The sequence below is a fragment of the Thermococcus nautili genome (assembly GCF_000585495.1).
Lineage (GTDB): Archaea > Methanobacteriota_B > Thermococci > Thermococcales > Thermococcaceae > Thermococcus > Thermococcus nautili.
On the sequence record NZ_CP007264.1, the window covers coordinates 1283267 to 1297238 of the forward strand.

General features: G+C 53.4%; 15 protein-coding genes. 3 read left to right on the plus strand and 12 right to left on the minus strand.

Going from position 1 to position 13972, the window contains the following annotated elements; translation table 11 throughout:
• The first annotated feature begins 92 nt into the window (after positions 1-92).
• Positions 93-1823, plus strand: a complete 1731-nt coding sequence (locus tag BD01_RS07025) for a hypothetical protein (protein ID WP_042691318.1) — start codon at positions 93-95, stop codon at positions 1821-1823.
• 41 nt (positions 1824-1864) lie between these two features.
• On the plus strand, positions 1865-2083 hold the full coding sequence (locus tag BD01_RS07030; protein WP_042691319.1) for a hypothetical protein: 219 nt from the start codon (positions 1865-1867) through the stop codon (positions 2081-2083).
• Here BD01_RS07030 and cca read toward each other — a convergent pair.
• Positions 2006-3370, minus strand: a complete 1365-nt coding sequence (cca, locus tag BD01_RS07035) for a CCA tRNA nucleotidyltransferase (RefSeq protein WP_042691321.1) — start codon at positions 3368-3370, stop codon at positions 2006-2008. The genes BD01_RS07030 and cca overlap by 78 nt on opposite strands.
• A 75-nt stretch (positions 3371-3445) precedes the next feature.
• Here cca and BD01_RS07040 point away from each other — a divergent pair, with 75 nt between their 5' ends.
• On the plus strand, positions 3446-4765 hold the full coding sequence (locus tag BD01_RS07040) for an ATP-binding protein (protein ID WP_042691323.1): 1320 nt from the start codon (positions 3446-3448) through the stop codon (positions 4763-4765).
• Here BD01_RS07040 and thpR read toward each other — a convergent pair.
• The 11 genes from thpR to BD01_RS07095 form a co-directional block, all read right to left on the minus strand.
• Entirely contained in the window at positions 4729-5283 is a 555-nt protein-coding gene (gene thpR / locus BD01_RS07045; protein ID WP_042691326.1) for an RNA 2',3'-cyclic phosphodiesterase, read from the minus strand. The genes BD01_RS07040 and thpR overlap by 37 nt on opposite strands.
• 39 nt (positions 5284-5322) lie before the next feature.
• Complete coding sequence (locus BD01_RS07050) at positions 5323-5787, minus strand: phosphoribosyltransferase (RefSeq protein ID WP_042691329.1); 465 nt, start codon at positions 5785-5787, stop codon at positions 5323-5325.
• A gap of 120 nt (positions 5788-5907) precedes the next feature.
• Positions 5908-6327: a hypothetical protein gene (locus BD01_RS07055; protein WP_042691332.1), complete on the minus strand. Its 420-nt coding sequence runs from the start codon at positions 6325-6327 to the stop codon at positions 5908-5910.
• A gap of 16 nt (positions 6328-6343) precedes the next feature.
• A complete protein-coding gene (locus BD01_RS07060) occupies positions 6344-6574 on the minus strand; it encodes a hypothetical protein (RefSeq protein ID WP_042691335.1) in 231 nt (76 codons plus the stop codon).
• A 107-nt stretch (positions 6575-6681) separates the two neighbouring features.
• Positions 6682-9873 carry an adenosylcobalamin-dependent ribonucleoside-diphosphate reductase gene (locus tag BD01_RS07065; RefSeq protein WP_042691338.1) on the minus strand — a complete coding sequence of 1064 codons (3192 nt, stop codon included), beginning with the start codon at positions 9871-9873 and terminating at the stop codon, positions 6682-6684.
• A 175-nt stretch (positions 9874-10048) separates the two neighbouring features.
• Positions 10049-10480, minus strand: coding sequence for a ferritin family protein (locus BD01_RS07070; RefSeq protein ID WP_042691340.1), 432 nt, complete (start codon positions 10478-10480; stop codon positions 10049-10051).
• Positions 10477-11274 (minus strand): HAD-IIA family hydrolase, encoded by a 798-nt coding sequence (locus tag BD01_RS07075; protein WP_042691341.1) that lies wholly within the window; start codon positions 11272-11274, stop codon positions 10477-10479. Before BD01_RS07075 ends, BD01_RS07070 begins: the two co-directional genes overlap by 4 nt.
• A gap of 39 nt (positions 11275-11313) precedes the next feature.
• Positions 11314-11895, minus strand: a complete 582-nt coding sequence (locus BD01_RS07080) for a hypothetical protein (RefSeq protein WP_042691345.1) — start codon at positions 11893-11895, stop codon at positions 11314-11316.
• Positions 11896-11958: 63 nt separating this feature from the next.
• Entirely contained in the window at positions 11959-12960 is a 1002-nt protein-coding gene (locus BD01_RS07085) for a DUF1616 domain-containing protein (RefSeq protein ID WP_042691347.1), read from the minus strand.
• On the minus strand, positions 12961-13209 hold the full coding sequence (locus BD01_RS07090) for a hypothetical protein (RefSeq protein ID WP_042691349.1): 249 nt from the start codon (positions 13207-13209) through the stop codon (positions 12961-12963).
• Entirely contained in the window at positions 13200-13946 is a 747-nt protein-coding gene (locus tag BD01_RS07095) for a hypothetical protein (RefSeq protein ID WP_042691351.1), read from the minus strand. The genes BD01_RS07090 and BD01_RS07095 overlap by 10 nt, the downstream gene beginning before the upstream one ends.
• Positions 13947-13972 lie beyond the last annotated feature (26 nt).

Genomic DNA, 13972 nt, shown 5'->3' on the forward strand with positions numbered 1-13972 from the left:
TGTACTTTGCTGGACAGGTTTATTAACCTATCGGGCAGATATGGGTAGGAAAAGGCGATAAGGGTTGAAGACGTATCACTCACGGTGAGACCATGTTTATGAAGTACGCCCACCACTTTCACGCCTACCAGCCGGGCGACGTAGTTTACGTTGAGGACGGCGACGGCTCCGGTCCGATAGAGTACGAAGAGCGGAAAAGCCCGGTCGCGATTAGAATCGGCGATGAGGAAGTTAGGGGCGAGAACTGGACGCGGGCGATGCTCTACTCCTATGAGAGGATTTCCGATGTTCTATCACTGCTCAAGGGAGTCAGCGTCGATATCGAACCCTTCACGTTCCTCATGCTCCTTCGGTACAGAAGGAGGGCCTTTGAGAGGACCCTTGAGCTCCTCAAGACCCTCGACGCCGTTCCAACGGTTCCCTTCCACCCGATAATGCCCCACCTCGACGAGTTTGAGCAGAAAATCCTTGCAAGGGTTTCCTTTGACTTCTACGCTCCGCTGATTGGCGACAAGAGCGTCATCGGCTACTGGCTCCCCGAGGCCGTGATAACGAGAAGGACCGTTCAGCTCATTGAATCCCTCGCCGACAGGAAGCTCGTCTTCCTGCTCGATGAAAGACAGCTACTCTACGACTTCCCGCAGGCGAAGTACTCGTGCAACCGCTACTCAAACTCCTTCGTCTTCGGCCGTGAGTGGGGCCTGAGCGACGCCTTCGCCTTCAACACCCTCGACGTCCCCGGGCTGGTAAACGAGACCCTCTCGCGGAGGGACGACTACAAGGAGAACCTAGGCGTTCCCTACCTGGTCTTTACCGCGAGCGACCTTGAGAGTCTGCTCGGAAATCCTGCACAGCTCGAGCGCTTTGTTGCCTGGATGGAGGGCCTTGAGAGAAACGGAGTTGAACGGATTTCGGCGCCTTCCTTCGTCTGGAAGAAGCTCTCCGGCGAGTTCAAGCGCCTCAAGGGGGAGTGCTCCTTCGAGATGCCCGTCAAAGAGTTCTCCAGCTGGAGCGACTACCTCGACTTGAGCCTCGACGGCAAGACGAGCGACTCGCGCTGGCTCGGTTACCGGAGGGCCGATGGAAGGGTCTTTGCAAGGGAAGTGAACGGGAGAAAAATCTCCCAGCTCTGGAAGGTCGCCTTCACGCGCCTTTTCAGCGAGCTCAACAGGACTGTGAGGCTCGGCGTTTTAAAGGGTCTGAAAGAGCTTAACGCCGACCCCGAGGAGTTTCTGGTCAGGTACGCGAGGGTCTTCTTCAGGGATTACTACGACTACTTCGGTCTGAGCACGTCTCTCAACTACGTCCTCGAGCCTGCCGACGGCGATAGGGACGCCCTACCGCTCGGCAGGGCCTACTACCTCATGCTCCTCGCCAACCACTCCTGCCCGCGCTTCTGGGAGAACCTTGACACCCGCGTTGCCTTCTCCAACGTCTCGGTCATGGCAAAGGCTCTGATTGAGCTGATGAGGTATTTTGAAGGAAGCGAGCTTCAGTCGCTCTTTATCGGGGCGTATCTCAAGATGCTCCGCTTTGATGACCTCTACCACGTATGGAACCTCTCCGTGATGCCGTCAATCGAGGGCTGGGAGACGGGTGAAGAGGCCTGGCGCGAGGCTTTGAAGCCCGAGGTTCCAACGAGCGGCTACAACGTCGTGACGAGGGCCGCGCTCTACGTAGGAAAGCGTGACCTCTGGGGCGACCTGAGAAGCCTCGTTGAGGGCTACAACCTCGAGTGGGCAACCGCGGACACCGGCCACATCCCCGGCGAAAGGCACGGCCTTTGGGAGAACTCGGAGTACTGCGAGCACCGTAGGAGGTAAGTTTATATTTTGTTTCCCTAACTCCATAACCGGTGGTTTCAATGAAGCCCAAAAAGGGTTTCGAGCTGAGGGAATCACGGCTGGTTGAGCTCATCGAGAGGGGCTTCGATGGTAAGAGTGCCCTTGAACTCCGCTCTGCCCTCAATAAAATTCGGGGGAAGCTGGGAAAGAAGGAGTTCCTCCTACTCCTTGAGATTCCACTTCTCTCGGCTCAGGAAGAGATAGGCCTCGCGCTCCAGCTCCTTGGGAACGTAGTTTAACAGGACGTCCGCTTCCCTCACCGCGTCCCTTATTCCTTTTCCGAGAGACACCTGGTTCTTCTCGAGGAGTTCGATGATGACGTCCACAGCGCTCTCCCGGACGGCCTTTTCGGAGTAGAGCCTCTTTCCAATGACCCAGACCTTCTCGTTCTTCCTGTAGAAGTTCCGCCCCCGCTCGGTGAAGAATTCCGGGCCGGGCTTAATCTTGACTTTCTCGCGCCAGTCTCTATCAAGTTCGAGCATTATGAAGGCCTTCCCTTTTCTCCCGACGTTCCAGCCGAGGACGCGGAAGCCTTCCCTCTCAAGGGCCTTTTCAAAGCCCCTCGCGCTCCTCTCCAGCTGGGGCAAAAGGATGTCGTCCACCATATCGGGGACATCGATTAGGAGCGTTACAAGGGCGGTTCCCCTCTTCCTCAGCTCGTCGAGGTAGTTCCCCTTGGGTTTCTCCGGTGGGAAGAAGAAGTTGACCGAGGGATTCTCAAGGAACTCCATCGCCTTGAAGTAGAAGCGCCCGTACTTCTCCCAGCTCAGGTTGGCCGAAACGTTCCGCCTCGGGTCGACGGGGTCTATCACTATCAGCGGTCTGTCTTCTTCGGTTTCCCTCTTCACGGTCTTAAGCGCGGTTTCCGGCTCTTTCCTCAGCCAGTCCGCCGGGTCTATTATCTTCTGCCTCAGTATGAAGTCCGCCTTCCCGACGACATCGAGGAAGGAGCCGTACTTGATGACGAGGATTTCGGCCAGGTAGCCGGAAAAGCCCCTCACGTAAATCTCGCTTCCATATGCGTTGATGCCCTTCAGGAAGCGCTTGAGCAGTCTAACCTCATCGTTCCGTCCGTTCAGGTTCTCGTTCACCCAGCGCGTGTGGAGTATCGAGCGGTCAACGGCGGTTCTAACATCCCGCCAATTTCTGACGTCGTAGCAGGGCACGAGGTCAACGCTCACCCCTCTGTATCTCGCCCGGACGTATGGGTGCTCCGCGTAGGCTATCTCGTAGGAGTCGAGTTTTTCTGCTATGACCTTCCCAAGCTCTAAACCTTTCTCCCTCAGCTCCTCAAGGGGAGTTCCGAGGGGGAAGGCCAGGAACAGGTCAACGTCGTGGTCTCCAGCTAAATAGGTGTCCTTCGCGAGCGAGCCGACGAAGTAGAGCCTGACGTCGAGACCGAGCTCCTCTATTCTCTCCTCGGCTACTGTTCTCAGCTCCTTCATGAGTTCCTCGACGAAGGTCCTCTCCTCATCGCTAGGCCTTATCTTGGAGAGCACTTTTTCCAGAACCTCGTCAACCTGCATTCCCTCACCTGTTGATTTAGAACTATCAAAATATTTATATATCTTTTGTTAGCCAACTATCAATCAGGTGTGAGCATGGAGGAGCTTGCCGTCGTTCAGAACCCCTGGTGGAGTGACGCGGACGCGATTTATCTCGATGATAAGGTTAAACGGGCGCTCTCAAGGGAACCCAAGCTTCTGTACCGCTTTGAGCCGGTGAACAAAATCCTGATAGGACCCAGGCAGGTTGGCAAGACAACCTACATGAAGCTTTCAATAGCCCATCTCATTGAATCCGGTGTTAATCCAAGAAACATCATGTACTTCTCCTGCGACCTCCTGAGGGACTACAGAGAAATTGTCTCCGTTGTCCGCTCGTTTCTGAGGAGGACTACCGGGAAGGCCTACGTTTTTCTCGACGAGGTTACGTTCGTTGATGGCTGGGAACGGGCGGTTAAGTTCCTCCTTGACTCGCCTCTGGCTTCGAGGATGGTTCTTCAGGTTACGGGCTCGACGTCAGCTGGTCTCAAGAGGGAGAGCTTTCCGGGCCGAGAAATCAAAGTTGAGGAGTTCCTCCCCCTTGATTTTAGACTCGTCGCCTTCGTTTATCGGTCCCGGGTGAGGAAAATCAAGCTTCCCCACGAAAACCCCACGACTCCAAGAGAGTTCTACGAAAACGCCCTCGAGCTGTATCCTTACCTCGATGACCTCTACGGAGCGTTTGACCTCTATCTGAATTCCGGTGGCTATCCCCGTGCAATCTATGAGCTCTTAGCTGGTGAAATCTCGCCCGAAACATATGAGATGGTCTACAATGCAACGGTTCTCGACGTTGTGAAGCTGGGGAGGAGTGAGAGAATTGCGCTCTCGCTTATCCTCGGTCTGCTCAGGCGCTACGGTGACAGGGTGAGCCTCAACTCCCTCGCCAAGGAGCTTGAAATCGGTTCCCACGTGACTGTCAGGGACTACTTAGAGCTCTTTGAAGAACTCTTCATTGGCAGGAACTACTTCCAGGTGAGGCTCCACGACATGACGCCCCTGTTCAGAAGGGAGCGGAAGTTCTATTTCCTTGACCCCCTCCTTGTTAGAACTTTCTCTCGGCTCTTCGGCGTGGCCGTGGACGAGTCAAGGGTCGTTGAGGGTGTCGTGGGTGAGCATCTAAGCAGGCTCTTCCCCACTTACTACTTCTACGGCTCGAAGGAGGTTGATTTCATAGCCGGAAACCTCGGCGTTGAGGTAAAATGGAGGAAAAGCGTCTCTTCATCAGACTTTCCAAGGGTTGGCATAAGGAACAAAATCCTGCTTTCAAAGGCCGACCTTGACTTTGTGGAACCCAGGAACCTTGCGATAATTCCCGTTCCGCTGTTCCTCTTCCAGCTTCATTCAGCGAGCTCGAACCTCGCAACGGTCTCGTAGATTGGCCCCTTCGGCGTCAGCGTGCTCTTCTTCAGCTCTATCGCCTCAACCTCGAACTCGCCGAAGTCCTCGTTGGCGAGGTCTTTGAGCGCCATCGCCAGCTCCAGTTTGTCCCTCACGAACTTGACGCGCCCGATTGTTATGTGGGCCACGAAGTCCTTGTCCTTCTTGAAGCCGAGCCTTCTCATCTCGCGCTCGACGTCGTTCGCTATCGCCTTAATGCCCTCGTCGTTCTCTATCCCTGCCCATATCACCCTCACGTAGTTCGGGTTCGGGAAGACGCCGATTCCCTTGACGCGAACGCGGTGCTTTTTGTGCTTCCTCGCTATCTCCGCCAGGGCCTTCTTGACCTCCTCCGCCGTTATCTCGTCAATCTCCCCGAGGAACTTGAGCGTCACGTGGAAGTTCTCCCGCTCCACGAACTTTATCTTCGCTGACTTGCTCCCTATCCTCTCCTGAGCCTTCAGAAGGTTGTCGCGAACCTCGTCGCTTACATCTATCGCTATGAACGCCCTCATACCACCACCGAGAAAAGTTGGAGGGAGGGGTTAAAGGGGTTACTCCCTCACCACAACGGGGAACTCCTCCCAGGGGAAGACTATCCATTTGTCCGTTCTGAAGACGTAGAAGTCGGGAACAACCTTGGTCCAGGGCTTCATGCTGAGGCACGCGACCTTAACCTCCTTCGCCCCTGCCTTCTTGACCTCCTCGATGACGACCTCAAGGGTCTTTCCGGTGTCGCTGACGTCATCCACAATGACGACCTTCTTGCCCTCCAGCGAGCCGTGAAGGGGAATCGTTATCACGGGCTTCTCCATCCTCTCGTCGATGCCCTTGTAGAACTTGACGTCTATGACCTTGAGCTCCACATCGCCCAAAACGTGGCTCAGCCTTACAGCTGGGATAAGCCCGCCCCTCGCGATTCCGACTATCACGTCGGGCATGAAGTGCTTTCTCAGTTCTTCGGCGAGCGCGAAGACTGCCCTATCAATCTGCCACCAGGTCAGGTAAACCTTGTCCATGGGAACACCTCCGAATAGCGTGAGTTCTCAACGCCGAACTTAAGCTTTGGGTGAGTGGTGGAAGTTAAAAGAAAGGCCTTAAAAAACCTATTTTGGCAGGAGAATGTTAAAAAGGAGAGATTAACTGTCGTTTGGATTTGGAAACAGTATGTATACTGTTTTGTTTTTAATATCTATTTCGTGTTCTTTTTCAGTGGTTCCTCTGTTTAGTCCAAGTTTGTTAGCGATTCTCATGATTGAAATTGTTATTCCTCCGGTTTTTTGTTTTGTAACTGTGTATCCTTCTGGGCTGTCAGTTGCGGTGAGTTTGAGAAGAATTTCCCCTGTATCCTCAATTATGCCTGCTTCAACTAGCACTTTGTCGATCATTGACAAAAAGGCATTTACATCGCTAGAAGCAGGAATATACAGGGCTAAGCGTTCTTTTCCAGTTTTTAGTCGTCCCATGCTGATTATTTTTATTTTTCCATCTGAGCTCTTAGCTCCTTTTTTCTTGGTAATTATCCATTTTGTTTTCTTTTCGAGATCTTTTAGACTCATTCAAATCACCTCCTCTTTACAATGAAAACAATAAAAGACGAAAGAGTTCCCAGTAAGGACCTGCTCCAGGAGTATGTATTCTTATTATTCTTGCTACAATTGTGGTCAGGATTATAATGATGCTAAAGCTGATGACTATGTGTACTGAAATGTCAATTGCCAATTCCACTTTGGCTTTTTCAAGAAAGGACACTACAAGGTAGACAAATACAATCAAATGGTAGAAGTTTATCCTACCCTTTTTCATGTCCTTCACCTCAATGACAATAAGAACAACCCCCTTAAAAACTTTTCCTTACATAACTTTGAATATAATATTCAAAACACAAACATAAAAATAAGACAGTATAGCACCTAACTAATCACACACTTACTCCATCCACAGCGCGGGCAAGTTGCGCAACCGCTCTCCATCCTGAGCTCTACCAGCTCTCCGTCTTTCTCGTAGCAGACCGGGCAGTAAGCCACTCCAAGGAGCTCCTTAATCTTCTCCTCAGGAATCTCCGGTTTCTCCGCGTGGTGCGGGTGCTCTGGCGTCTTTGGCGTGATGGTCTTTGCCGTGCTCAGGGAAAAGCTGAGCGCCGGCGCTTCCTTCTTCTCCTTCCCGTTGGTGCCGTTGAGTATGGCCTCGACGTTGATGAACTTGGCCAGCCAGGGCTCGGCCTCGACAACAGCCTTCAGCTTCTCGACCGCGTACTTGCTCGGCTTGGCTGGAACGCGCTTCCTCTTCTCGCCCTCGACGCTGTAGACCTGCACCGAGAGCGAGCCGTCGCGGTAGACGGTTATTCCTTTACAGCCGAGCTTGTAGGCCAGCAGGTAAGCGGCTTTGACGTCTTCCACCGTTGCGTCGTTCGGCATGTTTATCGTCTTGCTCGCGCTGTCGGTGAGCCAGAGCTGTATGTTGGCCTGAGCCAAGATGTGGTCGAGCCAGTGGACGTCCATCGAGGTGACAAAAACGCGCTGCATGTCCTCGGGAATTTCCTCAAGGCCCTGCACTGAACCGTAGTTGTCGCTTATCTTCTTCAGCAGTTGCTCGCTCCAGAGACCGCGCTTCTTGAGCTCGGACTCGAAGACAGGGTCGACGTAGTAGAACTCGCCGACGGTGACGCTCTTCTTGTAGACGAGGGCAAAGATTGGCTCGATTCCACTGGAGGTGTCGGCTATCATCGAAACCGAGCCAGTGGGTGGGCAGGTGGTCACCATGCCGTTTCTAACTCCATGGCGCTTGATTTCCTCAACAAGCTCGTCCCACGGGAGCGTCCATATCTCGCGGTGGTAGAAGCCCTCGACCGGTAGCTCACCGTCCTTGTATCTGCTCTTCTCGTAGAGCGGGAACGTTCCGCGCTTTTTGGCGGCCTCAACGCTGTACTTGTAGGCGTAGAAGGTGAGGTACTCGGTGGCTTTCCTCATGAATGCGAATCCTTCTTCGCTGTTGTAGGGGATGCCGAGCTTGAAGAGGGCATCAGCTAGGCCCATCATTCCGACGCCTATTCTCCTGGTCAGCTTCGTGTTGTGGTCGATTTCAGGAAGCGGGAAGCGGTTGACGTCGATGGCGTTGTCGAGGTACTTGGCGACCTTTTGAATGACATAGGCGTACTCGTCCCAGTCAAAGTAGGGCTTTCCTTCGTCGTCATACTTTACAAATTTGGCGAGGTTTATGCTCGCGAGGTTGCACGATTCGTATTCGTAGAGGGGCTCTTCACCGCAGTTCTTGCTCACTATCCCGTTTGCTACGTACTCATGAACCTTTTTCATTGTCAACGTGTAAACGAGTCTCTTGCCAACCGGCTCTACACGCATGACCTTCCTGCATCCCTCTGGATAGACATCGACGCATAAGCCTGGCTTGAGGTCTTTCAGACGCACGTATTGGCCCTTAACCTTAACCTCATGCTCTTCGTCACCTATGAGTTCGGTTCCATCTTCGAGAACAATCTTTATTGCGGGCTTAAATCCGACCTTCCACACGTACGCTTCAACTTTTTCACCGTTTGATGCAATGACTTTTACTGGACTCAGGTATGCCCTCTGTTCGCCGCCCTCTCCGAGTACCCCATCATCAATAACGTTAATGGTTTCTGTCCCCTTTGACTTGGCCAGCTCAAAAAGTTCCTCGATTTTCATTTCTCCCTTTTCAGTTAAAATCCTCGTCTCCCCGACCACACACGGGTTAGTAGCCCTTATCGGCCCTCCCTTCGCTTCCGCCAAAACGTTTCTCCTGTTGATGACGTCGAAGAATATAACGCCGGGGTCGGCCTTGCTCCAGGCCATGAAGGCTAACTCCTCAAACAGGCTCTTGGGGTCTATCTCCTTGACCTTCTCGCCGGTCCTCGGGTTGACGAGCGGGTAGCGCTTGCCCTCCTTCAGGGCCTCCCAGAAGTCCTCCCAGATGCCGACGCTGATGTTGAAGTTGCTGAGCACGTTGGTTCCAGTGTTTCTCTCCTTCGCGTGGATGAACTTCTCTATGTCCGGGTGCCAGACCTCCAGGATTCCCATGTTGGCGCCCCTTCTTACGCCTCCCTGCTTGATGACGTCGCTGACGGCATCGATGAGGTGCATGAAGGAAACCGGACCGCTCGCGGCTCCGGCCGTAGAACCGACGAAATCGCCTTCAGGACGGAGCTTTGAGAAGTTGAGCCCTGTACCCCCACCCATCTTCTGTATCATGGCCACGTCGTGCGCGGCCTTCATTATGCTCTCCATGTCGTCCTCTATTGGGACAACGAAGCACGCCGAGAGCATTCCGAGGGGTCTGCCAGAGTTTATGAGTGCCGGCGTGTTGGGCATGAAGACCTGGCCGGCCATGAGCCTGAAGTACTCCTCTATTTCTGCCTCGTAGTCGTCGAAGGCCCCGTTCTCGAGCATGCCCAGGAACTCGTCTATCGAGACCTTCATCTTGCCCTTCTCCGCCAGCTCGCGGTAGAGGTTCACGAGCCTCTCGAAGTGGTACTTGTTGAGCTTGAAGCGTCCGATTGAGTACTTCCCATCGAACTCCTCGAAGTGCTCAAGGTAGTACTTGACCCGGCTTAAATCCTGCTCGTGCTTTCCGTCTTTGTCGTAAACGCGCTCGTCGTAGAGCAAATCGGGGATGACCGCGAGGGTGGCGACCCTCTCAAAGAGCTCCCTGGGGCTCTCAACAATCTCCCCCTTCTCGTTCCTTATGAGGTATCTGCTCGCCAAAACGCGGAGGGCGTTGAGGGAGAAGCGCTTGTCGATTTCATCAAGCTTGTCCTTGTTGAGGATTTTCTTCTTCTCCTCCCTGATTTCGGCCTTCTTCTTGCGGTAGAGGATGTAGGCCTTGGCGACGTCGAAGAGGCCCGCTCTCATGAGCTCGAGCTCAACGATGTCCTGTATGTTCTCGATGTTGGGAATCTGGCCGTCGTAGAGCTCGTTGACGCGCCTGACGACCCTTCTGACAACCCTATTGAGCAGCTTTTCGTCGTGGATTCCAACTTCGAGCATTGCCCTCTGGATGGCCCACCTTATACGCTCCCTATCAAAAGGTACGATTCTACCGTCTCTTTTCATCACTTTTTCAACGGCCATATAAACACCCCTGACACACAGCTGTGTATAAATCTGACCATTGGTAAAATTATCAGCACCGCCACTCTCGCCGGGTTCCCTAATATACCTTGCCCCGCCTTGACTTGCCATCCTGACGAATTCTGACTTATCACCTTGGATGGTAGGGAACGGATAGAAAAAGGCGATGGATGGTTTAGATGGCCTCGTATATCAGCTTCAACCGGTACGCGTGGGTCAGCTCCTCCCTCGCGAGGTGCATGAACAGGTCGCTGAAGGGCTCATCTAAGAGCTTCGCGAGCTTTGAGTACATTTCGTAGGCGTGCTTTTCCCTCAGGACGGCCTCAACAACGAGCTCCTCAAGGCTCTCCGGTTTGGCTCTTTCATCGCTCAACACCGGTTCTATTGACAGTTCGTCCATGTAGTCGAGGATTAGGCTCTCGAGGGTCCCCTCGTTCAGGAGTCCCGTCAGGGTCTCGCGGTGCCTGAGTTCCTCCTCCGCCATGAGCGCGAAGGTGTCTCTCAGCTCGGGTCTCTCGAAGAGCGCGTACGTTTCCCCTAGCTTGTAGAGGTTGTAGAGTTCGTTCTCCTGCCAGATTAGCCTCTCTATCAGCTCCCTCGCCTTCATTCCACAACCCTCAGGTAGTCCAAGAGCTCCCTTATGCTCGGCAGAACGAGGTCGGGCTTAACTCCACTCCGCTCAACGTCCTCTAAGGTGCTCACGCCTGTGAGAACCATTATCGCCTTCATGCCGAAGCGCTTAGCAAAGGCAATGTCCGTGTCGAGCCTGTCGCCCACCATCCAGATTTCATCAACTGGTCCAAGCTTCTCCCTCACTATCTCGTAGGCCGGTTCGTTGGGCTTTCCTATGATTAGGGGCTCTCGGTCAGTTGAGGCCTTCAGCGACGCTATTATTGCCCCTGCCCCAGGGTAGAGTCCCTCCTCCGCGGGGTAAGTGGTGTCGGGGTTCGTTCCGATAAAGCTCGCCCCGTTCCTTATCGCCAGCGTCCCGTACTTGAGCTTCTCGTAGGTTAGCTTGGGGTCGAGACCAACCACAACGTGCTCGATTTCCTTCCATTTTCCTTCCCTGCACTCATCGAGGCTTACAACGCCCCAGCCGAGCCTTTTCATCTCCTCGTGGAGGCCATCTCCCCCGATGACGAAGATTTTCCCTGGTTCCATATGCTTGGCCATGTAGAGCCTCGTGGCGAGGCCCGAGGTAACTATTCTCTCCGCCGGAACGTCTATGCCCATCGAGAGGAGCTTTTGCCTGTAGGTCTCTGGCGTTCTGGTCGAGTTGTTGGTGAGGAAGACGAATGGAATACCCTTTTCCCTCAGGTATTTGATTACCCCCCGCGAACCATCAATCGGCCGGTTTCCGCGGTAGATGACGCCGTCCATGTCGAATATGATTCCAATCATGCTCCCACCGGAGGGAGAAGGTGGGGGAAGTATAAAAGCTCACTGGCTCGCGTCGAGCCTCAGCGTCACGTCTATTCCATCGGTCTGACACTCGTTGCCCGCCTTGGCCGGGAGTTCAAGGGTCATCCTTACTTCAGCCTTCTCCCCCGGCTTGAGCTTTACCGGCAGGGATATCGTCTTCCCGCTGAGCTCGTCGAGGGTTCTGTTCACGGGGATTGTTCTTCCGTTCACGCTGATTGTTTTCAGAACCAGCCACTTTCCGAGTTCTCCTTTTTCGGGGGTTGAATCAACGGCTTTCTCCGCCGGGGACATCTTCACCTCGTAGTTTCGGACGTTTAGCGTCAGTGTCAGCCGGTTCATCGTGACCGTGCCCCTGTTCTTGACGAGGAATGTCACGTTTCTGTTCTCCCCGGGGAGCAGGTTGCTCAGGTCGAAGAGCTTGAGCTCGTTGTAGAAGCGCTTTCCGTCCTTACTTATGGCGATGTCGAACTCGGCAGTTGTCACGGTGTTGCCCTTAGAGATTGCCGCGTCGGTGAAGTGGGATTTGGCTGCTCCGGAGACAGCTACTATCAGCGCCACTACAACAACGATTATCCGAAGTTCTACCTTAACTGCTTTCATTAGTAACACCGTATAATGTTGGAAGTACCCCTTATATGTTTTTCGATGTTCGGAAGTAACTAGTCACTCATGGACATAGATATTCAGCTTGAGGCTCTGAATTGTTCCGTTGACGGCCCCCAAAATGAGCTCTCTTGCGGGGGTCTCAGCGTAGTTTCCATCCTGCGGTGCGGGGGGAAGTCTTGGCTGGCTGTCTTTGAACAGGAGGAACCACAGCTGCCACCTGCCGGGTCTGTCTATGCTGAACGTGTAGTTGGTCTCGAATTGGGGTGTCCAGTTGCCCTCGATGTTGACTGGAACTGGTGGGAGGGTTACGTTAAACCATCCGGGCATTGGATACATCTCATGGATTATCGTCGTGTTTGTTTGGTTGTCCCAGGTCAGGTTCACGAGCCAAATTTGAACGTAGTATGTCACGTTTCTGTGCTCGTGGTTGACGATGCCAATGATTACCGTTGCATTCTGTCCGACTTTGAGGTCTGTTGGGTAGTCGCTCGCTTTTCCGTTTGGACCGAGGATGTAGAACTCCGTGAAAGCTTCTCCGGGCTTGGGATGGGTCACAACATAGGTCAAGACTCCTACGGAGGTCACAATTGCGATTATCAGAATCACGGTGAGGGCTTTATCGAGCCTGCTCGCGGTCTCCCACTCCAGTTCCCGTTTTATGTCTTCCAGGGTTACCCAGGGAATCCAGGGTTCAATTGCGTTTTTCCTCCTGTAAATTGCCGCGAGGGCGGAGATAATGTTAAATGCAGTTAGGCTGATTAGAATTGGCTTCAGCCTTATCCCCCAGGGGGTGTAGTTCAGGGCCAAACCGATGAGCGGAACTATCGCTATGCTGAGTCCGAAGCTCAGGGCGAGCCTCTCAAGGTTATCGAGCTCTTTTCTCTCTGGAAATAGGGCGGTAATAAATGCGTAGCCTGGGAAAAAGAGCACAAACGCTAAACCAAGGGCCTTTCTCGCGAGGCTGTCTGGGAAGGCTAGTATAAGGATGTCCAGAAGGACTGAGAGGCATATCAGCGTCACAAGGTCCCAGTACTTCCATACGCCCCGAGGCTCTCGCAACTACCTTCCCCCCGAGAGGATTGAGTATACACGTCCCATAACGATGATTGCGAACACCACTATCAGGAGCTCGAGGAGGGGTTTTAAACTCTCCTTCTGCTCCCTGCTCAGGAAGAGGCTTCCCACCTCAACGGTTATTAGAAGGCCTATGAGGGTTAGGGTCAGGAAAACGCTTACGCTCGATGTAGCCAGAGCAGAAATCAAAATCCAGACTGACAGGAAGAGGAGCATGTAGTCCTCTACATCCATTTCTCGACTCCTCCTAGCTTTCTGACGGTCACTTCAATTCCGTAGTCCTTTTCTTCAACGGATTCAACGGCGAGCACCTGATTCGTTCCCTTTGCAAGTGCGAGTAGAACTGAGGCGCATATTGGACAGGGAGCCTTCTCGCAGTTCCTTGGTCTGCATCCGATTGTTGGTCGAATTACCACCCGAAATCCATCTTCTTTCTCCTCTATGTACACCCTGTCGGCTAGCTCAAGGTATCGGAGAACGGAGCCCGCGACGCTCTCAACGGCTCCGCTGCCGGCTCCATTGAGCGGTCCCTCAAAGTGCTCCTCAAATTTTTCTACCAAAGAACTCCCGAAGGGTCCGAGGAAAAGCCCCATCGCCCGGTCGTTGGGAACGTCTGTGAGGAAGACAGTTCCCTCATCAAGCCTCGCTAGGTCAAGCTCAAACTTATCGTGGAGGGGCACGAAGAGTCCGCCCCTCGGAAGGTTCTCGTAGGGCGGTATGAAGACGGCGTTTCCTTCGAGGTACAGGTTGTCCGCAAAGGTTGAGAAAACTCTCCGATACGGCTCCATAATCGCCTGAACGCTTTCCTTTTTTACGTAGTCGCTGGATTTAAATGTAAGCACAACGAGGCCCAAGAAAACGCCGGCTATACCAAGGTTGGTGAGGGTGGTTTTAACGTTCATGAACCCGTAGATTGCGAGTGCGAGCCCGGTTATCATAAGGGTTAATCCCGAGGCTTCCCTTACCTTCATTACGCCCCACGAACGGGGGAGCCACT